We start from the raw sequence: 20544 nt of genomic DNA on the forward strand, positions 1-20544 counted from the left end.
CGGTTGGACAGCCGACGGTGCCCCTGGCATCGTCGGCTGTGCGGCGTGGCAGGGCCACGGCGCCGAGTCGAGAAGGGGCTTCGGTCCGTCGATAGCCGTCCGCGCCGTGAGGCACGCAGTGCACGGCACTGCCGGACGGAAGGTATCGATGAACAGTTCTGCGACATTGACCGACCGCTACCCCACGCGGCTGCCCGAGGCCGGCATCGTCATGGACCGGCCCGATCCGGTGATCTGGCCCGGACGCGACGGGCCCTGGGCCGAGGACGCGGTGGAGTTCTTCGGAGACAACGGGTATCGCAGCGTGGAGGGCGTGCTCGACGCCGCCGATCTACTAATCCGGATATGCATCGCTGCGGTTCAAAACCGCATCTTCCTCAATGGTAAGACCCTCATGAAATTCCTCGAGAGTCGGGGGAACATAAACATCCCAATCCCCGAACCCGAGGAGTGGTTTCCAGTTCGCCTCGCTCCGCTCTGGCGTCTGAGCAACCTTTAAACTGATGAACTCGTATACAGCCTCGCTCATTTGACGCCTAACGTCAGCGGTGCCATCGGTCGAGAATCGGTATGATTCAATGACGTCCGCATCCATCTCTGTCAGAATTCGATTATCGGGATCCTGTGAGATTGAGTAATGATTCTCGTTGGCGCCGAAAGCGAACATTCGATCGCCAGTCTTCTCATAAGCGATCCCGAGGATCGGAGTTCCGCTGGCACTGTAGCGGGTTACTGTAATTCCGTTTCCGTGCGGCATCGTATCGATCGTCGCGAAAGGTACTCCGTCGACGGACTCGTCCGAGATCAATGCGATGGTGAACTTCATTTCGCCGTCGGTGTTAAACCGTCGCTGTGCTTGCTCTTCCGTCATAGGCTCTGTGGGCCTATTCTTAAGCCAGTACCAGTTCTGGCAATATACGATCTTCATGGTATTCAGAGCACCGCCTTACCTGATTCTGGGAGCATGGGGAGGAAGTTCTGGTTGAGTGCATTACCGGCAATGTCGACGATGCGTAGGTCGGGTCACGCCGAATTCGGCGGCGGTCTCGGCAACGGTATGCCGGCGTTTGCCGTCGGGGCCGGTTTCGTTGTACATGGCCTGCGCGAGCTGCACCTGACGGGCACCGAGCTTGGGCTTGGGACCGCCGCGCCGGCCGCGGGCACGCGCGGCCGCGAGGCCGTCGAGGGTGCGCTCGGAGATGAGGGCATGCTCGAACTCGGCGACGGCGCCGAGGACGTGGAAAAACATCCGCCCGACCGGGGTGGAGGTGTCGATACCCTGATCAAGCACTACCAGGTCGACGCCGCGATCGTCGAGCTGTCTTGGACAGCTCGATCAGGTTCTCGAGCGATCGGCCGAGGCGGTCGAGCTTAGTGACGATGAGCTGGTCGCCGGCGCGGTTCGCCGACAGCAGAGCCTTGTCGAGCTGGGGCCGTGAGGCGAGCTTGCCAGAGGCCTTGTCGATGAAGATCTCATCGCAGCCCGCCGCGGTGAGCGCGTCGTGCTGAGCTTCGGGGTGTTGATCGCGGGTCGAGCCCCGTCCGTATCCGACACGCATGGACACGAGGGTATCGAGAACGGGGGAGTGCGTGACGTTGTTGCGGACACGGGGCACGGTACATCTTCGACCTGGGCGAACAGGTCAGCCGCCGGGATGTCTCATGAACGATCGAACGCGCGACGGCAGCATCACGACACAGATCGACACCCTCTATGCAGAGACTAAATCGGCCCCATATAGCGAGAAGGTTCCCAATTCCTCCCGAGACTCTTGCCGACCCGCTTAGCCGTTTCTTCAGATACGCGCCATTCTGGGAACATCTCATTCCACGTACGCCACGAAATCCCAGTATGAAGAGCTGCAAACTGATACTTATTTGCACTACTCCACCTGTGAAAATCCGGCTCCATAACAAACAGGTCGGCCAGCGATTCACGGAGTTCCACACTCTCGCCGGGGCCATCTTCAGATGACTGCACAGCACGTACAACCAGTATTACAACAGCAGCAAGAGCCACTAGACCGAAGATTGCTGAAAAATCCAAATCCAACAAGCGAAACAATGCCTTCCTGACGTAGGACCCTACGCAGCCATGGAGCATGCTATTTCAGTAAACTTCAGAGCATTCCTGTCGAACATTGCGCGATCGGGCGTACCAACAGGGCTTCCATACTGCATCTCGTAAACATACCCGTGCCTGGCGAATAGAATCCCATATGACGTTCGAATGTCAGGAATAGATGATACAGGAGAATCCTTACTACCATTTCCAGCACCCGGCTTGACCGTTTCCGATCGTGCAACCATGTAGGGCACTACACTAATTTGACAGGCGGTCGCCGGAACTGCTATCGATGTGGTCTTCTGCCCGATCTCTACGTTGGGCAACGAAATTATCACGGACGAGCACCTATCGGTCATCTGTCGCGTCCGCTCAACAGCTTTGTCAGATTCACCACTTTTGTAGACCGAGATCGACACCTGAGCCTGGGCAGCTTCAGAGCTTACGCTTGCCTCTGCTCCGTCCGATGTAGACGCGATCGCTTTCGCAGAGTCGAGAAGTGCCTGGCGACACTCTTGCGGAGTGACCGATGACTCCTCGATCTTTGTCAGCGAGCCCCGTGCATCTGAGACCATCTGGTCTTTACTACTGAAATTGCCTGTTATTGCAGGGGTAAGTTTGGGGCCCGCTTCGCGCACGAACTGTAACGCGTAACTCGGCGGAACGCCGGCAGAAGACCCAACGCCATTTTCTCCGCACGCAACAAGCGCTAGCGCGGCAACAGAAACGAGCCTCAAGAGTCGCAACTTTCCCTGCAAGAGCATCTACCACCTTTTATCTAGAAGAGGACATCAACTCAGTCTAGTTAGAGACCGAGTTGCGGAACCGGTACCCCCTGGGCGCGCAGATCACTTACATTAGCAGCAGAAATAGGCGCCCAACCCGAGGGTTGCGGTAGTATCTGTGTGCCGTTAAGCCCACCGCTAAACTGGCTGCGGGCCTCATAGTTGTAGACGTAGCTTACACTCAGAACGTTCTTTCCATTGTAGTTATATGCGCTTGCAGATACAGGCGTGATGCTCGCGATACGAATTTGAACCTGCTTGGCGATCTGTACATCAGCGGACCCTGCCTTGCCTGAGGAGTCAGGTCGAACTGGGATAGAAACTTGAGACTTTCCACTATCCCCGGCACCAAATGGATTTGGCCCCTTGACGAGGATATTCTTAGACCACGCGCCCTTGGCGTCCGGAACAAGATCAGGGTCGATGGTAACAGTTCTGTTGAAGGGTTTTGCGATACTGCTCGACATGTCGGGGTCGTAGAACCCTGGCGGAACTTCTGTTTGTTCAAACATTCGATTAGTCGAGCCTGATCCGGAAAGGGTCGGGGTCTTGCTGTTCAGGGGAGATCCGATGTACTGGCCTGGCAACCCCTGCTGTGACTGCCCCGGCTCTGTTGCGAAGTAGGTGAGGTTGTTTGCGACTTCCCTCGTCACCGTATCGGTCGCCCTATCCGCAACGGCAGCCGTCGTCATGGACGCGTCTTTGCGGCGGCGGGTGCCTGCGAGTGCTGCGGTTTCGGCGATGGCGTAGGGGATGCCGGAGTTTTCGTCGTCTTCGTTGTCGCTTTGGCTGCGATCGCTGTCGTCGTTGGTGCGGCTGGTGCTGGTTTCTGTGCTCCGGACCTCGGGGGTGCGTTGCGGGGCACTCCGTGTGGGCGTGGTGGTGACGGTGGGCTCTTGCTGTTGCCGCTGTTGTTCGGTGCCCGAGTTCTGCTGACCCCGCTGCTGTCCTTGCTGGCCGCCGGGTTGCTGGTTGGGGGCTTGCTGTGCGGCGGGCGGGTCGGTGGGGTTGCCGGGGATGTTCGGAGGCTGCTGGCCGGGGGTGCCGAACTCCGGGGTCTGGGCATGAATGTTGTCGCCGTTATTGCCGCCGCCGCTGTTAGCCGGCGGGGTCGCGATGCTGTTGGCCCCACCGCCAGCATCCTGGCCGCCGCCCTGTCCGGCGGGTGCGGTCGGAGCCGCCTGGGTGGGCGGGGTGAACGTCAACGTCGGCCCCGGCCCCGGCCCCGGCCCCGGCGGGCAGGTCGGGTCACCCGGGCACACGGCACTCGCCGCCGGCAGCACATGCAACAGCGTGGGAGCGAACGTCACACCGGCGATCAGAGCGGTGACAGCGGCGGCGGTGGACACCTTGTCCGCCACCGTCGGCCCCGCCCCTGCACCCGCGGGCTTGGTGCTGCGGAGTTCGCTCACGCCCTTCCAGAACACCAGCCCGATCAGACCGGAAATCAGGAAGTAGCCGAGGAATACCGCCGGCACCGGTGTCCACGTCCTCGCCGGGCCAAACGCGATCACATACCCAGCCACCAACGCCAGAGCGGCGGCGATGGTGATCGCCCACCACCCCCCACGCGACACCCCTACCCCACCGTCGGGGGTTACGGGCTCGGTGCGGTGTTCCGGGTCGATCACGACGGTGCGCGGCGGCTGTTTCGCTGCGCGGTGCTCTGACGCCATAAGGGCTGCCTCCTACCAATAGTTGTAGTCGCACTACCGCCACCCCGCACACAACAACCACGGCGGGTCGGCATCCGACAGTGACAAGAAGTGAAAATTCGAAGAGTTTGCGGTGCTACACACGCACCCGATGCGATTCACCAGAGCACCCGCAGGCTGTCCGGATCAACCGGACACCACCTGTCCGGACCCTCCGGACACCCACCGCCCCAGCTCACACACGGTGACCGTTACCCAACCGCAACCACGCAAAGTTGTAGTAAAATCGGGCGTTTCGGCTATCTGCGGGGCGGTTTCGTCAGCGGGTCAGGGCACTGATGACACCGACTGCGACAGCCAGCGCCAGCACCAACCCACACAAGACAGCCAGGATCATCCGGGCCACCGGCTTCGGCAACGCCTGATACCGCACCACCACCGACGGCGGCACCAACGGCAACGAAGACGGACCCCGCTGCGGTGAGGTGGTGCCCGAGATCGTGTCCGCAGGACTGTCCGTCAGAGCGGCCAGCCACAGCACCCGCCATCGGTCCAGATCACCAAGCCAACGCACCCGCTCAGTCCCACCGGCGTCAGCAACCTCCCCCACAGCCGTGGAGTCGGCAGCGGTACCGCCACTAAACGGCGACACAGTCTCCTGCTCCCGACCGTGGGCGGACGTGATCAGATACGCCAGCGTGGGCTCGATGTCCTCGAACCGAGACGGCACATGCCGACCCGAGCGCCAATCCGAAAGCCGCTGACGACTCACCGCGCAGATCGGCTTCACCGCCTCGGACACCGCCGCCAAACTCGGACTCCCCGCCGCGGCAAATAACCCCCGCAACTGCTCCGCGAACACCACCACCGAATCAACCCCGGCATCCCCGCTGGTGTTGGGGCCTGATCCGGGACCGGTCACGAGCCGGTGCCGGTGGTGAGCAGTCGGTACAGCTTCTGCACATTCGACCAGAACGACCAGCCCGCAACCATCACCACCACCGCAAAGATCACCATCACCGCAGCCTTCCCGACCTGCGCCGACCAATCATCGAGCCGCGGCAACGCAAACGCACACCCCACAATCACCACCGCCGACACCACGAACCAAGCGAACGACACCGCTACCGCCCGCGCCACCGCCGCTTCCGCCCCTGCCCCTGACACAGCCGCGGCCGTGGTGGGCGCTGACATAGTCGAAGCCGGGGATGGAGGCGCAGACGGCGACAGGGAACTCTCCCCGTACGAGCTGCTACCTGCCGCCGCTGCCCCGTGCTGCTGCGTCGCCGCGACCTCACCCTCGCTGCCGCGCTGCACAGGCATCTGCTCGGTCACCGCATCCCCACCAACGGGGTCGGGATCGTGTGCGCTCATAGAATCCTCGCCCTCACCACGTGAATCAGCCATAGTCTTCAGTCTTCGCTACCGCTTAGGGGCGGGTGATGAAGATCGGCTTGCCGTACGTGGTGATCGAGTCATCCGTCCGATCCGTCTGCAACGCCAACGTCGCATACGAGCGGACCTGCACACCACCGATGCAGTTATCGACCGCCACCCGCACCTCCCGGGTATACGTCGCCGCGTCCGGGCCTTCCAGGTTCTTCTTCGCGTACGGGATGTCCTTACTCGTTCCCGGCTTAATCACCCCCGAAATGCTGCCGGTCTCGGTGAGGGTGTCCCCGACGGTTGCAGAAATCCCCGGCGTCACCCCAGCCGAGACACTGCCGCCACCACTGCCACCATTGGTGCCGCCCTGGCCTTGCGCGGTTCCGGTAAGATTCGCCGTAACCGACGGAGTGACACCGACATTCGTTGCATTGGAAAGACTTCCACCCATCGTGAGGCTATCTGCGGTAACAGCGCAGCCGACCTGCAAACCCGTCGTCAACACCGCCGCTTTGATTTTCGACGACGGCTTACGCTTCGCATCAGCAACCATCACCTGCGCCTCCCCGCCCACGGTCGAGAAAGCCTCGAAAGACTGTGGCGAACGATTAAGCGGCGGAACAGATTTCAAATCTTCAGTGGACTTCTTCACCACCATCTTCCACCCATCCCGCGTGATCACCGCCCGCTGCGTAGTAGCGAACTGATCATCAGCCTTCTTGGCATCAGCGGCGGGCTTGGGTGCGGGCGTGGGTGCGGCGGAAGCGGCGTAGCCGGGGATCGTGGCGGCGGCGAACGCCACTGCGGCGGCGCCGGAGAGGATGCGGGAGCGATGCGATGACATCAGGGGTTACTTCTTCCTTCGAAAAACTGCAATGGGGGTGGTGGGGGAGCCAAAAGGGGAGGGCGCGTGCTCGACGGCACAGGCAGGGACAGCGCCCGCTGTTGCATGGTGGTGTGTCATCTGTTCCTTGGGGTCGCGCGCACCGCCGACGGGAGACCCGTGTCAGCCGATCAAGGCAGACGAGATGATCCCTCTTTGGGGGTGCAGTATGTTGCGACCCGCGCTAGCTGACATCCGTCGGCGGCGGGGAGGATTCCGCCACCCGAAGAAGTCCGTGGACTTCGAGGGGCGGCGCGCTCTGTGGCTGAGACTTTACTGAGCACACCTAGCATGCGCAAACGATGTAATCAACACAACAAACTCCGGCGAAAATTATCCCGCCTTGGCCCGCGCGCCTACACGGGATCCGAAGACAAGGGGCGGTCAGCTGATGATGCGGCTGAATTTGTCCATCACACCGGGGATGGTGATGTCGGCCAGGGGCGCGGCCTTCATCAGGTTCGGGACGATCCGTAGTGGACGGGCGTCGATGGCGTGCTCGATCCACTCGCCGGCTTCGGTGTCGGTCAGGGTGACCCTGCTGTCGTACTTGGCGGTCGGGGCGATCATCTCGGTCTTCACCAGAGGGAAGTACACGACGGTGACCGCGACCCCGGAGCCCTCGAGTTCCGCGCCCAGGCTGCGGGAGAACATCTCCAACGCCGCCTTCGACGCGCCATAGGCACCGAACAGCGGCATCGTGCCGGGACGCAGGGCCCAGGTGCAGACGTTGACGATCTGGCCGCTACCGCGCTCACGCATCCCGTCGAGAACACCCAGGGTCAAGCGGACCGCAGCGAAATAGTTGATCGCCATGGTTCGCTCGAAGTCGTGCATTCGGTCGGTGGAGTCGATGATCTTGCGGCGGATCGACCGCCCCGCGTTGTTGACCAGCACATCAACCTTCCGGCGATTGAGATCGGTGATCACAGCGCCGGCCGAATCCTCGTCTGTCAGGTCGGCCTCGATAGCGATCGCGGTGCCCCCACGCTGCTGCACGCCCTTCACTGTCGCAGCGAGCTCGCCACCACTACGCGCGATCAACACCAACGTCGCACCCCGGCCGGCCAGCCGATAGGCGGCCGCCCGCCCGATCCCCGCGGAAGCGCCCGTAATCGCGACAGTCTTGCCCGCCAACGACGCACCGCCGTGCTCCCGGCCCCCAAGCAGGCCCGGCAGAGACGGCAAGACCGAACGTTGCAGCAGTCGATGATTTACCGCACGCACAATGTTCGCCATAACGACAGACGCTACCGGCCACCGCCCGACGCGGGGCAGTCGGCTTTTTAGCTGCGCTGAGGTAGACGGAACTCGATGACCACCAGCATCGGATCAGGCTGCGCGCCCCGCATGTACGGCAGCACCACCGCCTGCGCCGGTCCCCACTTACCGTCGGCCATCAAAATCTGCACCTCAACGCTCTCACCCGGACGTGCTTGCGCAAGCGCACGCCGCGATGCCGGCGGCACCAAATACTGCCCGCGTCCGGCGACCCTATCGACACTCACTCCCGGCGGCGGGTCTGTTAGCCACGTGCCAATAATCAGATCCTCACCGTCACTGTCAACGCCCGCGTCAATCGGCACCGCGCCCTGATCCTGACGAACCCCCAACGCCAAACCCCGCCCCTCAGCCGCGGCAAGCTGACGCTGCGCGAACTCCGACGGCGACGGCAAATCCGGCTCCACCCCGTGCGGAGTGGTGTCGTAGAAGAAGCCACGACCGCCGGTATCGCTGTCGGCTTCCAGGATCATCTGCCACGCCATGATCTGACCCGTCTGCACGTGCACCACCGTCACCGGCCGCAGAAACCGCTTCCCCACAGTCGGGGTGTGCAAGATGTCCACCAGCTCCGCGACATGATCAAAACGCAACGCCCTACGCGTGAAATCCACCGTCGGCCGATCGGCGATGAACTCCTCAAAACTCGTCCCCGACATGTTCGCGCACGCGAAACTCTGATGAAAGACCCGCACGCCTGCTTGCCAAGCAAAACCACCCGCCGCAGGCGGCGGACCATCCGGAAACTGCTTGCCCTGCCACACCCGGACCCCGAACACCGCACCCTCCGGGCCGTCGATCGGCACCGCCCGCACACACACCCCGCCCTCAACCACCAACTCCCGCACTTCGCCCGACGTGATCGCCCCCGCGACAACAGGCCACGCACCAGGAACATATCGCCGAGCCGACCACGGCAACCACTCCCGCACACCACCGTCATCGATCACCTGCGCCACATCACCCTCGCCCACCTCCGACGCCTCCCACGGCGTCAAACACGCCAACACCGACCACCCAAACCGCGACCGCGCCACCCTCCGCGCTCCTTTGCAACTCGCCCAACAGCAACAGAACGCAAACCTATAACCCGCACGACCGGCCCGCGACACCAACAAATCCGATAGCACCGTGAACGGGTCTGCTGAAGATCTGGTTGGCACCGCAACGTCTCAGAAAGGGTCGGTTCTGGGACATCGTCATCGCCACGAGAGCGCGCACCCGCCGGGTGCGCGCTCTTCGCGCTGACCAGGCTCTCGGCGACCTGTCCGGCTTGCGTTCAGGGATAGGGACACAACATGCCGTTCAACGGCCCGTTGATGATCCTGCCCGGGTCGCACCGCCGGTTCGTGCCCTGCGTGGGCGAGACGCCCGGCGACTACCACCGCGAATCGCTCACATCTTACCGGCCGCCCTTCGGTACCCCGGAGGAGAACGACATCGCTACGCTGGCAGAGGAATACGGCATCACGCAGGTGACGGGTGGGGCCGGCAGCGCGCTGTACTTCGACTGCAACTGCCTGCACGCCTCGGCCGGGAACATCTCACCGTTCCCACGATCGAACCTGTTCGTGGTGTTCAACGCGGTCTCGAACGCGCTGGAGGAGCCCTTCGCCGCGCAGTCGCGACGGCCCGAGTATCTGGCCGCGCGCTGACTCAGTGCGGGTGCCCGACCACGTTCACCACGGTGCCGTCGGGCGCCCGCACGAAGAATCGCCGCGGTCCCCACTCCTCGCTGGTGAGCGGGTGCACGATCTCGTAGCCCGCCGCCTGCGCCTCCGCGTACGCGGCGTCCACATCGTCGGTCATCACGGAGATCGCCGAGTCGGTCTCGGCGGTCTGATCCCCCGTGACCAGCTGGACGCTCGCCGCGTGGTCGGGGGAGGAGAAGCGGGCCACCCAGCCGAGGTTGAACTCCTCATCGGACAGGCCGAGGAAATCGGCGTAGAACCCACGGGCGGATGCGATATCGCTCACGGGGATGTTCGTGATCACCTTGTGCACGCGCATGTCATCGCTCCGGGGTGATGCCGAGGACGTCGATGGTGGTGGCCAGCCCGTCGTAATTGGTGGCCAGCATGACGATCTCGACCAGCTTGCGGTCGGTGTAGAACTCGGACAGCCGGGCCCAGGTGTCGTCCGTGATGGCCTTGGTCTGCACCAGCTCGGTGACGGCGGCGAGGAGCGCCGCGCTCTTGTCGTCCCACCCGGTGCCGTCGTAGATCCGCTCGAACTGGGTCTCGGTGAGGCCGGCCCGCGCGCCGATCCAGCGGTGGTGCATCGACTCGTACTTGTTGCCGCGCAGGTAGCCGACCCGCATGATCACGGTCTCCGACTCCGACCGCTTGAGGGCGCCGAAGGGCATCAGCATCCCCGAATATCCGAGCCAGCCGAGGAACACCCGGCGACTGCGGCCGAGCGTGGAGAACAGGTGCATGTCGTCGGCGCGAATCACTTTCGCGCCGACCCTGCTGATGGCGTAGTTGATCGGACCGAGCTGGCGGAGGCCGCCGGGAGTCACGCGCGTCATGTCTCGACGCTACTTGACGAGATACGGCGACACCGTGGACCGATGCTCGTCGATGTCGAGCTCCTTGCCGATCGCGGGGAACGCGCGTTGCGAACAGCCCGCCCGCTCGCACACCCGGCAGCCGGCGCCGATCGGGGTGGCGTTGGCGTCGGACAGGTCCAGGCCCCGCGCGTACACCAGCCGGTGTGCGTGCCGCAGCTCGCAGCCGATGCCGATGGCGAAGGTCTTGCCGGGCTGGCCGTACCGCGAGGCCCGCCGCTCCACGGTGCGCGCCACCCACAGGTAGTTCCGTCCGTCGGGCATTTCGACGATTTGCGTGATGATCTTGCCCGGCCACGCGAAGGTCTCGTACACGTTCCACAGCGGGCAGGTGCCGCCGGAGGCGGAGAAGTGGAAGCCGGTGGAGCTCTGCCGCTTACTCATGTTCCCGGCCCGGTCGACGCGGACGAAGGACAGGGGGACGCCGCGCAGGTTCGGCCGCTGCAGCGTGGAAAGACGATGCGCGATGGTCTCGTAGCTCACCGAGAAGAACGCCGAGAGCCGCTCGATGTCGTACTGGAACTCCTCGGCGGCGCCGTGGAACTGCGTGTACGGCAGCACGACGGCGGCGGCGTAGTAGTTGGCCAGGCCGAGCCGGGCCAGGCTGCGAGCCTCGTCGGAGCCGAATCCGGCACCGTCGATCAGGGCCTCGATGTCGCGCCCGCACTCCAGGAAAGCGAGTTCAGCCGCCATTTTGAAGACCTGCTGGCCGGGGGACAGGTGCAGGTTGATCTCCAGCACCCGGGTGCGCGGGTCGTACCGGTGCAGCACCGTCTCCCCGAGGTCCACGCGGCGCCGGATGGAGACGTTGTGCACGGCCTCGAGGCGGGTCACGATCTCGGTGCGCACGTCGGAGCTGTGCATCCGCATCCGCGCGGTGAGCTCCTCGGCGGCGGTGTCGAGCTCGTGGAAGTAGTTCTGCTGCTGGTAGAAGAACTCCCGCACCTCCTCGTGCGGATTGGGGATGCTGCCGCGGGCGCCGGGGTCGTTGCGGCCGTCGGTGACCTGGGCCAGCTGATCGGACACGCCGAGGTAGCGGCGGTGCAGCGCGACCATCGCCCGAGCGAAACCGGGGTGATCGCGCGCGAGATCGGACAGTTCCTCGGTGCTGGTGGGCGCGTCCACGTCCATGGTGACCTCGCGCAGCTCGGCGATGAGCCGGGTTTGGTCCTGCGAGTTGAAGAAGGAGGTGTCCACGCCGAAGACGTCGGTGATCTTGAGCAGCACGGGCACGCTGAGCGGCCGGACGTCGTGCTCGATCTGGTTCAGGTACGACGGGGAGATGTCCAGGGCCTCGGCCAGCGACGCCTGCGAGAGGCCGCGTTCCTTGCGGAGGCCGCGCAGCCGGGCGCCGACGAAGGTCTTGGACATGCGGCGAATATTAGCCGTGGACGCGCAGCTACCGGCGGGTTCGTCCGGTTCTTCACCACCTTTGCAGTGATGTGCATCACAAGGTCGCAGCGGCGGGCGGCATCGTCGGGCTACTGATCGGTAGCCGGGCGCCGGGAGCGGCCCGCCGACACCGGGCGACAAACTCCCAGTACGCGCGTACTTTTTGAACGAGTCGCGGACTCCCGCCTTCGCAAGATTCGCAAGATCGCCGTGATTTCATGGCTTGATTTGGCATCGCCGACCGTCTTGGCCTGCGGCTTTAGGTGTGGCACAGTGTGTGAAGGCGTTACGCCGGACGAGCGGATCGGGTTAGCGACACCCCCGGATCGCCACGCCCCGTCGAGGGGCGCCGGTTGCCTTTTGATCACTGACGCAACTTAAGAACGGGGAGCCAATGAGCACCGTCGGACAGCCGAGGACCGCCGCCGAGATCCAGCAGGATTGGGACACCAACCCGCGCTGGAAGGGCATCACGCGTGACTACACCGCCGCTCAGGTCGAGGAGCTTCAGGGCACCGTCGTCGAGGACCACACCCTCGCGCGCCGTGGCGCCGAGATCCTCTGGGAGGGCGTGACCAAGGGCGACGACAGCTACATCAACGCCCTGGGTGCCCTCACCGGCAACATGGCCGTGCAGCAGGTGCGCGCCGGCCTCAAGGCCATCTACCTCTCCGGCTGGCAGGTCGCCGGCGACGCGAACCTCTCGGGCCACACCTACCCCGACCAGTCGCTGTACCCGGCCAACTCGGTTCCGGCCGTCGTGCGTCGCATCAACAACGCGCTGCTGCGCGCCGACGAGATCTCCCGCGTCGAGGGTGACACCTCGATCGACAACTGGCTCGTCCCGATCGTCGCGGACGGCGAGGCCGGCTTCGGTGGCGCCCTCAACGTGTACGAGCTGCAGAAGGCCATGATCGCCGCGGGTGCCGCCGGTACCCACTGGGAGGATCAGCTCGCCTCGGAGAAGAAGTGCGGCCACCTCGGCGGCAAGGTGCTCATCCCCACCCAGCAGCACATCCGCACGCTGACCTCGGCCCGTCTGGCCGCTGACGTGGCGAACACCCCCACCGTTGTCATCGCGCGTACCGACGCCGAGGCCGCCACCCTGATCACCTCGGACGTGGACGACCGCGACAAGCCCTTCGTCACCGGTGAGCGCACCGCCGAGGGCTTCTACAACGTCAAGAACGGCATCGAGCCCTGCATCGCTCGCGCCAAGGCCTACGCGCCCTACGCCGACCTGATCTGGATGGAGACCGGTACCCCCGATCTCGAGCTCGCCAAGAAGTTCGCCGAGTCGGTCAAGGCCGAGTTCCCGGACCAGCTGCTGGCCTACAACTGCTCGCCGTCCTTCAACTGGAAGCAGCACCTGGACGACGCGACCATCGCGAAGTTCCAGAACGAGCTGGGCGCCATGGGCTTCAAGTTCCAGTTCATCACCCTGGCCGGCTTCCACGCCCTCAACTACTCGATGTTCGACCTGGCTTACGGCTACGCCCGCAACCAGATGTCGGCCTACGTCGAGCTGCAGGAGCGCGAGTTCGCTTCGGAGGAGCGCGGTTACACCGCCACCAAGCACCAGCGTGAGGTCGGCGCCGGTTACTTCGACCGCATCGCCACCACCGTCGACCCGGAGAGCTCGACCACCGCGCTCAAGGGCTCGACCGAGGAGGGCCAGTTCCACTAAGGAATTGGCTGCGGGAGTTCACTGAGCTGCCGTGACATGAACCACCGACTGTCGGGGGTGGGTCCACACCGGACCCGCCCCCGTCGTCGTATCCATCGCAGATTCTTGATCGAGACTGGGAAACACTATGACTGAGAAGATCTCGCGCGTCGGCGTCGTCGGCGCCGGCCAGATGGGCGGCGGCATCGCCGAGGTGTCCGCCCGCGCAGGCGCCGATGTACTGGTCTGGGAGGCCACCGAGGAGCTCGCGACCGGCGGTCGCGCCCGCATCCTCAAGTCGCTGGACCGCGCCGTGTCCAGCGGCAAGATCACCGAGCGGGAGCGGGACCAGGCCGCCGAGCGGCTGACCTTCACCACCGATCTCGCCGACTTCGCCGACCGCCAGCTGGTGGTCGAGGCGATCGTGGAGAACGAGGCCGTCAAGGCCGAGATCTTCGGCAAGCTCGACGAGGTCATCACCGACCCCGATGCCGTGCTCGCGTCCAACACCTCGTCGCTGCCGATCCAGCGCATCGCCACCGCCACGAAGAACCCCGGCCGCGTGCTGGGCCTGCACTTCTTCAACCCGGTGCCGGTGCTGCCGCTGGTCGAGGTGATCAGCTCGCTGTCGACCTCGGAGACCGCCTCGGCCCGCGCCGAGCAGTTCGCCTCCGAGGTACTGGGCAAGCAGGTCGTGCGTGCCACCGACCGGTCCGGCTTCATCGTCAACGCGCTGCTGGTGCCCTACCTGCTCTCCGCGATCCGCATGTACGAGTCGGGCTTCGCCACCGCCGAGGACATCGACAAGGGCATGACGCTCGGCTGCGCGCACCCGATGGGTCCGCTCAAGCTGGCCGATCTCGTGGGCCTGGACACGGTGAAGTTCATCGCCGACGCCATGTACGCCGAGTACAAGGAGCCCACCTACGCCGCGCCGCCGCTGCTGCTGCGTCTCGTGGAGGCCGGCTACGTCGGCAAGAAGTCCGGCCGCGGTATCTACGAGTACCCCGCCAAGTAGCCCGGCACCGTCCGGCCCCGTCGGCCACCGTCGGCCGGCCCCGCCGGACTTAACAGCGTTAGCCCACACTGTTTCCCCAGGATGCGGTGTGGGCTAATGCTGTTAAGTCGGGAAGTGGCGGTTGCTGTTTGCTGGATTGGCAAGGAATATTGCCAGACGGTGCGCGGGTGGGCACGGTGGGATGCATGAGCGAGAACATCATCGACACCGTCATCGTGGGCGGCGGGGCCGCGGGCCTCACCGCGGCCCAGGTCCTCGGCCGGGCGCGGCGCAGCGTCGTCGTGCTGGACGCCGGATCGCCCCGCAACGCCCCCGCCGCGCACATGCACGGCTACCTCGGCCACGACGGCCTCAATCCTGCGGAGCTGCTGCGCATCGGGCGCGACGAGGCGCAGGCCTACGGCGTGCGCATCCTCTCCGGCGCCGCGACCGGCGTGCGCCGCGACGGCGACCTCATCGAGGTGACCGCCGGCGACGAGGTGCTGCGCGCCCGCACCCTGCTGGTGGCCACCGGCCTGCGCGACGAGCTGCCGTCGATCGACGGTGTCGCCGAGCGGTTCGGCCGCGACGCGATCCACTGCCCCTTCTGCCACGGCTACGAGGTGCGCGACCGCCCGCTGGCCGTGCTCGGCGGCGACAACGCGGCGATGTCGGTGCACCAGGCGCTGCTGATCCCGCAGTGGTCGCGCGACCTGATCTTCTTCACCAACGGCCTCGACATCGACGCCGCCGACCGGGAGAAGATCGAGGCCCGCGGTGTGCGGATCGTCGACGGGAAGGTCGACGGGCTCGATGTGGCCGACGACCGGCTGCGCGCCGTCCGCCTGGCCGACGGCACCGAGATCGCGCGGGAGGCCGTCTTCGTCGGCCCGCGGTTCGTGCCGCAGGACGAGCTGCTGCTCGAACTCGGCGCCGAGCGGGGCGAGAACGGCTTCGTGCCCGTCGATCCGATGGGCCGCGCGCTACCCGGCGTGTGGGCCGCGGGCAACGTGGTGAACCCGATGGCGCAGGTGATCGTCGCCGCCGGTGCCGGCTCGGTGGCCGCCGCCGCGATCAGCGCGCATCTCCTGGAGCGGGACATCGACGCCGAGCTGGCCCGGGCGCGCGGGGAGCGGGCTAGCCTGGCGCCATGAACGCGGGCGCCCTCGACCGGGTGGAATCGATGCTGGACCGCAGCCGGCTGCACCACGAGCCACAGCGGGTGCACGGATACCTCGACGTGCTCGGACCCGGCGTCGAGCGGCCCGCGGGCCTGAGCCACATGCTGATGAACGCGCCCGCAGTGGCCGCGGTCTACGAGAAGGCCTGGCGCCCGGCCTTCACCCGCCTGTTCAGCCTGGGCGGCACCGGCACCCTGAGCCGCCAGGACGTGCTGCTCGACGATCTCGCCTCGGGCGGCGACCGACGCATCCTCGACGTGGCCTGCGGCCCCGGCCTCTATACCCGGCCGCTGGGGCGCAGGCTGTCCGGCGACGGGATCGCCGTGGGGCTGGACGTCTCCGAACCGATGCTGAGACGGGCGGTGCGGGACAACTCCGCCGACCGCGTGGCCTATGTCCGCGGAAGCGCGCTGGACCTGCCTTTCGCCGACGGCACCTTCGACACCGTGGTCTGTCTGGCCGCGCTCTACCTGATTCCGGCTCCGCGCTTGGCTGTTCGCGAGATCGCGCGGGTCACCGCGCCCGGCGGGCGGGTGGCCCTGTTCACCTCGCTGCAGACTCCACTGACCTCGGTGTTCGGCGCCTCCGCCGAACGGGCCACCGGCTTCCGCTGGTTCGGCCGCGACGAGATCACCGGTTGGCTCCGTGAGGACGGTCTCACCGATGTGCAGCAGACGCTCAGCGGCCAGGGGCAGTTCGTGACTGGTATCGCGCCCGCGGAGCCGGCTCAGTCGGGGTAGGCCTCCAGGAGTACTGTGCGAAGCCGGTTCCTGGTGTGCGGCAACCACAGTGCCTGCAGGGGGACCTTCGGCGCATCGTCGAGATCGCGCACCACCACCTGGCCGTCGAACTGCGGCCCGGCGGGATCGGTCACGAAGGCGGCGGCCCGGGGCTGCGTGAGGACCGCGGTGACCGGGGGAGTGCCCTGGACCCGGTTGACCACCAGATCTGGATCGAAACCCGCGCGGCGGCACTGCGCCGCAAGGAAATCGGTGTACGACGAGGCGTGCTGTGGCGCCCACACGGTGATCGGCGACCCGGCCAGATCGGTCAACGTGAGTGATTCCCGCTGCGCCAGAGGGTGATCACGGTGCAGTGCGATCCGGAGCGGGTGGTAGGTGAGGGTGGCCCCCGCGAGCCGCTCCGGGGTGGCCGTGCCACGCCGCAGAACCAGATCGACGGTGCCCCGCTGCAATTCCTCGACCATCGCCGAGGGGAACAGCTCGCGCACCGTGATCGACGGTGAATCCGGGTGCGCGATGAGCGGTTCCAGGAGGATGTACGTCTCTCGCGCCGTCACCGCGGGACTCCGCCCGACCACGAAAGGCGGGGGCGTCGTGGAACTGGCCTTGCGGGCCCGCAGGGCGAGCTGGCGGGCACCGGCGAGGAGCGTGGGAGCACCGTCGTACAGGCTCACCGCCGCGGGCGTGGGCGCCAGGCGGCGCCCCGACCGGACGAACAGCGCCACGCCCAGCTCGCGTTCGAGCTGCTTGAGTGCGGCCGAGAGCGCCTGCTGGCTCAGATGCAGGCGTGCCGCCGCAGCGGAGAGCGAGGGTTCCTCCATCGCGGCGACGAACTGCTCCAGCCTGCGCAGGTCGGGGACGGTGTCGTGGGTGGGCACCACCCCATATTCGCACAAGAGTTGATTGTGAATCATCCATGAAGTCTCGATTGTTGTTTGTCGATGCCGCGCCTACCGTTGGAATCGCAACACATTCGCATTCGACGAACAGGGAGAACGCAGTATGAGCATCCTCACGGGCAAGTCCGCAGTCGTCGCCGGTGGCGGCAAGAACCTCGGTGGTCTGGTGAGCCGCCACCTCGCCGGACTCGGTGCCAACGTGGCCGTGCACTACAACAGCGCCTCGTCGGAGGCGGAGGCCCGCGAGACCGCCGCGGCCGTCGAGGCCGAGGGCGGCAAGGCACTGCTGTTCCAGGGCGATCTCACCAAGCCGGCGAAGGTGGCCGAGCTCTTCGACGCGGCCAAGGACGCCTTCGGCGGCATCGACATCGCGGTCAACACCTCGGGCAAGGTGCTGCGCAAGCCGATCCTGGAAACGTCGGAGGTCGAGTACGACTCGATGTTCGACGTCAACGCCAAGGCCGCCTACTTCTTCATCAAGGAGGCCGGCCGCACGCTCAACGACAACGGTTCGCTGGTCACCGTGGTCACCGCGCTGCTCGGCGCTTTCACCGACGGCTACTCCACCTATGCGGGCGGCAAGAGCCCGGTGGAGCACTTCAACCGCGCGGCGGCCAAGGAGTACGGCGTGCGCGGCATCAACGTCAACGCCATCGCCCCCGGCCCCATGGACACCCCGTTCTTCTACGGCCAGGAGACCCCGGAGCGCGTCGAGTTCCACAAGTCGCAGGGCATGGGCAACCGCCTCACCCTGATCGACGACATCGCGCCGATCATCGACCTGCTGGTCACCCCGGGCGGCCACTGGATCACCGGGCAGACGCTGTTCGCCAACGGCGGCTACACCACGCGCTGACTTCGGTCGCCTTAGGATTGGGCGTCCCGTCGCTGCCCCGGAGGAGAACGAAGTGACTGAGGCCCATGCACCGTCGGTGCGCCACCGCCTGACTCGGATGACGGGGCGCGACCCCGAAGAAGAGGGGCGCACCGCCACCACGCTGGAACTGTTCTTCGACCTCACCTTCGTGGTGGTCTTCTCCCTGGCGGGCGTGCAACTGGCCGATGCCGTCGCGGAGGCGCATTACTTCACGGCCTTCCTGGGCTTCGGGTTCTGCGCCTTCGCGGCGATCTGGGCATGGATCAACTTCACCTGGATGGCCTCGGCGTTCGACACCGACGACTGGCTCTTCCGCGTGGTCACCATGCTGCAGATGCTGGGCGTCTGCATCATCGGCCTCGGCGTGGCGCCCTTCTTCGAGTCGATCACCGCCGGCCACACGCCCGATAACGGCGTGATCGTGCTGGGCTACGTGATCATGCGCGTGGCGATGCTGGCGCAGTGGACGCGGGTGGCGATCCAGTCGCCGCAGTACCGTCAGGCCGCGATCACCTACATCGTGGCCATCGTGATCGCCCAGATCGGCTGGATCTTCACCGCTCTCGCGCCGCTCACCCTGGGGCAGCTCAGCGTGGCCGGCCTACTGCTCTACGTGGTCGAACTCGGCGGCCCGTGGATCGCCGAGCGCAAACAGCGCACCCCGTGGAACCCGCACCACATCGCCGAGCGCTACGGCCTGCTCACCATCATCACCCTCGGCGAGGGCGTGGTGGGCACCGTGGTCGCCATGCAGGCGCTGGTCAAGGCGCAGGGCTGGAGCTTCGACGTCGGCGTCTTCGGCGTCGCCGCGCTGGCGGTGAACCTCTGCCTGTGGTGGATCTACTTCTCCATCCCCGTGGCGCACGCACTCGCGGCGAACAAGGACAAGTGCTTCCCGTGGGGCTACGGCCACATCGTGATCTTCATGGCCGTCGCCGCCGTGGGCGCGGGCCTGCACGTCGAGGCCCTCGGTGTCTCCCGCGAGGCGCACGTCAGCAACCTCGTGGTCGCCTCGGCGGTAGTGATCCCGGTGGGGATCGCCGTGCTCGGAATCGCCGTCATGGACGGCTATCTCACCGGATACGACGGTAAGCGGGCCGTCACCGTCGCGATCACCCTGCTGCTGCTCGGCGCCGGCCTGGTAGCGGTGCACTACGGCGCCACCCCGCTCGCCGTGGTGGTGTGGAGCGCCGTCGCCCTCGTGGTGCAGGTGCTCGCCGAAGAGTTCTGGTCCAGCTCACGCCGGGCGGAGCGACTGGCGGCCTGAATCAGGCCTTCGCCAGCCGCGCCTTCTCGGTCTCCACGTCGAAATCGGCGGGCGGCCAGTCGAGGTTCAGCTTCTCCAGCGCCTCGATGAGCAGCTCGGTGATCGCCAAGCGCGAGAACCACTTCCGGTCGGCCGGGATGATGTTCCAGGGCGCACCGTCGGTGTTCGTGCGGTCCAGCATGGCCTGATAGGCCTCCTGGTACTTCGGCCAGTAGCCGCGCTCGTCGATATCGGCGGGGTTGTATTTCCAGTACTTGTCGGGCCGGTCGAGCCGCTCCTGCAGGCGCTTCTTCTGCTCGTCGAGGGAGACGAACATCGCGCACTTGACGATGGTGGTGCCCGCGGCGATCAGATCGGCCTCGAAGTCGTTGATGATGTCGTACCGCGGCTCCCACACCGATGCCGGAACCAGATCGTGCACGCGCACCACCAGCACGTCCTCGTAGTGCGAGCGGTCGAAGACGCCGATCTGCCCGCCCTGGGGGGTCTGCTTGTGGATGCGCCACAGGAAGTCGTGCGCCAGCTCCTCCTCGGTCGGCTTGCCGAACGAGGCTGCCTTGACGCCCTGCGGATCGACCATCCCGATCACGTGCCGCACGATGCCGCCCTTGCCCGCGGTGTCCATCCCCTGGAGCACCAGCAGGATCGAGCGGTGATCGCCCGACCGGCCGTTCGCGTACAGCAACTCCTGCAATTCGGAGAGCCGCTCACCGCGTTCTGCTAACAGCTGCTCGCCGAGCGCCTTGTCACCGTCGAAACCGGGCTTGCCGCTCGTGTCGATGTCCGTGACCTGCGAGCCCGCCCGCCACCGCAGTGCCTCCGAGGCCGAGGTGGTCCAGCCGTCCGATCCGCTGTTCTTCGCCATTCCACAACCCTAGCCGCACCCTTCCGCCCCTCA

The 20544-nt window shown here is 65.6% G+C and carries 21 protein-coding genes and 1 pseudogene; 8 read left to right on the top strand and 14 right to left on the bottom strand.

Going from position 1 to position 20544, the window contains the following annotated elements; genetic code table 11:
* Positions 1–334 precede the first annotated feature (334 nt).
* The 6 genes from TTY48_RS12115 to TTY48_RS12140 all read right to left on the bottom strand — a co-directional run bounded on the left by TTY48_RS12115 (position 335) and on the right by TTY48_RS12140 (position 5699).
* Positions 335–928 (bottom strand): hypothetical protein, encoded by a 594-nt coding sequence (locus TTY48_RS12115; protein ID WP_220657729.1) that lies wholly within the window; start codon positions 926–928, stop codon positions 335–337.
* A gap of 63 nt (positions 929–991) precedes the next feature.
* Positions 992–1249, bottom strand: a complete 258-nt coding sequence (locus tag TTY48_RS12120) for a recombinase family protein (RefSeq protein ID WP_374758689.1) — start codon at positions 1247–1249, stop codon at positions 992–994.
* A 34-nt stretch (positions 1250–1283) separates the two neighbouring features.
* On the bottom strand, positions 1284–1559 hold the full coding sequence (locus TTY48_RS12125) for a recombinase family protein (RefSeq protein WP_220657731.1): 276 nt from the start codon (positions 1557–1559) through the stop codon (positions 1284–1286).
* Between the two features lie 1311 nt (positions 1560–2870).
* The gene (locus tag TTY48_RS12130; protein WP_220657732.1) at positions 2871–4526 is read right to left on the bottom strand and encodes a hypothetical protein; all 1656 of its coding nucleotides are present in this window, start codon (positions 4524–4526) and stop codon (positions 2871–2873) included.
* A gap of 298 nt (positions 4527–4824) precedes the next feature.
* On the bottom strand, positions 4825–5373 hold the full coding sequence (locus TTY48_RS12135) for a hypothetical protein (protein WP_220657733.1): 549 nt from the start codon (positions 5371–5373) through the stop codon (positions 4825–4827).
* Between the two features lie 50 nt (positions 5374–5423).
* Positions 5424–5699 carry a hypothetical protein gene (locus TTY48_RS12140; RefSeq protein ID WP_220657734.1) on the bottom strand — a complete coding sequence of 92 codons (276 nt, stop codon included), beginning with the start codon at positions 5697–5699 and terminating at the stop codon, positions 5424–5426.
* Between the two features lie 78 nt (positions 5700–5777).
* Between TTY48_RS12140 and TTY48_RS21345 the strand changes: the two genes are divergently transcribed.
* On the top strand, positions 5778–5903 hold the full coding sequence (locus tag TTY48_RS21345; protein WP_255585652.1) for a hypothetical protein: 126 nt from the start codon (positions 5778–5780) through the stop codon (positions 5901–5903).
* A gap of 31 nt (positions 5904–5934) precedes the next feature.
* On the opposite strand, the gene TTY48_RS12145 is transcribed toward TTY48_RS21345, so the two are convergent.
* The 3 genes from TTY48_RS12145 to TTY48_RS12155 all read right to left on the bottom strand — a co-directional run bounded on the left by TTY48_RS12145 (position 5935) and on the right by TTY48_RS12155 (position 9029).
* A complete protein-coding gene (locus TTY48_RS12145; protein WP_220657735.1) occupies positions 5935–6735 on the bottom strand; it encodes an MspA family porin in 801 nt (266 codons plus the stop codon).
* Between the two features lie 423 nt (positions 6736–7158).
* On the bottom strand, positions 7159–8013 hold the full coding sequence (locus TTY48_RS12150; RefSeq protein ID WP_220657736.1) for an SDR family NAD(P)-dependent oxidoreductase: 855 nt from the start codon (positions 8011–8013) through the stop codon (positions 7159–7161).
* Positions 8014–8060: 47 nt separating this feature from the next.
* Complete coding sequence (locus tag TTY48_RS12155; RefSeq protein ID WP_220657737.1) at positions 8061–9029, bottom strand: GAF domain-containing protein; 969 nt, start codon at positions 9027–9029, stop codon at positions 8061–8063.
* A gap of 321 nt (positions 9030–9350) precedes the next feature.
* Here TTY48_RS12155 and TTY48_RS12160 point away from each other — a divergent pair.
* A pseudogene (locus TTY48_RS12160) lies at positions 9351–9710 on the top strand (phytanoyl-CoA dioxygenase family protein); the annotation flags it as partial.
* Position 9711: 1 nt separating this feature from the next.
* Here the strand turns inward: TTY48_RS12160 and TTY48_RS12165 are convergent.
* Genes TTY48_RS12165 through ramB form a run of 3 tightly spaced genes read right to left on the bottom strand, consistent with a single transcriptional unit; the run spans position 9712 to position 11995 of the window.
* Positions 9712–10065 carry a VOC family protein gene (locus TTY48_RS12165; RefSeq protein WP_220657738.1) on the bottom strand — a complete coding sequence of 118 codons (354 nt, stop codon included), beginning with the start codon at positions 10063–10065 and terminating at the stop codon, positions 9712–9714.
* A 1-nt stretch (position 10066) separates the two neighbouring features.
* A complete protein-coding gene (locus tag TTY48_RS12170; protein WP_220657739.1) occupies positions 10067–10585 on the bottom strand; it encodes a carboxymuconolactone decarboxylase family protein in 519 nt (172 codons plus the stop codon).
* 9 nt (positions 10586–10594) lie between these two features.
* Positions 10595–11995 (bottom strand): acetate metabolism transcriptional regulator RamB, encoded by a 1401-nt coding sequence (ramB, locus tag TTY48_RS12175; RefSeq protein ID WP_220657740.1) that lies wholly within the window; start codon positions 11993–11995, stop codon positions 10595–10597.
* A gap of 415 nt (positions 11996–12410) precedes the next feature.
* Between ramB and aceA the strand changes: the two genes are divergently transcribed.
* The 4 genes from aceA to TTY48_RS12195 all read left to right on the top strand — a co-directional run bounded on the left by aceA (position 12411) and on the right by TTY48_RS12195 (position 16600).
* Positions 12411–13703, top strand: a complete 1293-nt coding sequence (aceA, locus tag TTY48_RS12180; protein ID WP_220657741.1) for an isocitrate lyase — start codon at positions 12411–12413, stop codon at positions 13701–13703.
* A 127-nt stretch (positions 13704–13830) separates the two neighbouring features.
* Complete coding sequence (locus TTY48_RS12185) at positions 13831–14700, top strand: 3-hydroxybutyryl-CoA dehydrogenase (protein ID WP_220657742.1); 870 nt, start codon at positions 13831–13833, stop codon at positions 14698–14700.
* 185 nt (positions 14701–14885) lie between these two features.
* Complete coding sequence (locus TTY48_RS12190) at positions 14886–15833, top strand: NAD(P)/FAD-dependent oxidoreductase (protein WP_220657743.1); 948 nt, start codon at positions 14886–14888, stop codon at positions 15831–15833.
* Positions 15830–16600: a class I SAM-dependent methyltransferase gene (locus TTY48_RS12195; RefSeq protein ID WP_220657744.1), complete on the top strand. Its 771-nt coding sequence runs from the start codon at positions 15830–15832 to the stop codon at positions 16598–16600. Before TTY48_RS12190 ends, TTY48_RS12195 begins: the two co-directional genes overlap by 4 nt.
* Here TTY48_RS12195 and TTY48_RS12200 read toward each other — a convergent pair.
* On the bottom strand, positions 16588–17481 hold the full coding sequence (locus TTY48_RS12200; protein WP_255585653.1) for a LysR family transcriptional regulator: 894 nt from the start codon (positions 17479–17481) through the stop codon (positions 16588–16590). The genes TTY48_RS12195 and TTY48_RS12200 overlap by 13 nt on opposite strands.
* Before the next feature lie 124 nt (positions 17482–17605).
* Between TTY48_RS12200 and TTY48_RS12205 the strand changes: the two genes are divergently transcribed.
* Both TTY48_RS12205 and TTY48_RS12210 read left to right on the top strand, forming a co-directional pair.
* Complete coding sequence (locus tag TTY48_RS12205) at positions 17606–18358, top strand: SDR family oxidoreductase (protein ID WP_220657746.1); 753 nt, start codon at positions 17606–17608, stop codon at positions 18356–18358.
* A 52-nt stretch (positions 18359–18410) separates the two neighbouring features.
* Positions 18411–19646, top strand: a complete 1236-nt coding sequence (locus TTY48_RS12210; protein ID WP_220657747.1) for a low temperature requirement protein A — start codon at positions 18411–18413, stop codon at positions 19644–19646.
* Between the two features lies 1 nt (position 19647).
* On the opposite strand, the gene TTY48_RS12215 is transcribed toward TTY48_RS12210, so the two are convergent.
* Positions 19648–20511, bottom strand: a complete 864-nt coding sequence (locus TTY48_RS12215; RefSeq protein WP_220657748.1) for a polyphosphate kinase 2 family protein — start codon at positions 20509–20511, stop codon at positions 19648–19650.
* Positions 20512–20544: the final 33 nt, after the last annotated feature.

Source organism: Tsukamurella sp. TY48 (assembly GCF_019656655.1).
In the GTDB taxonomy this organism is placed as follows: Bacteria; Actinomycetota; Actinomycetes; order Mycobacteriales; family Mycobacteriaceae; genus Tsukamurella; species Tsukamurella strandjordii.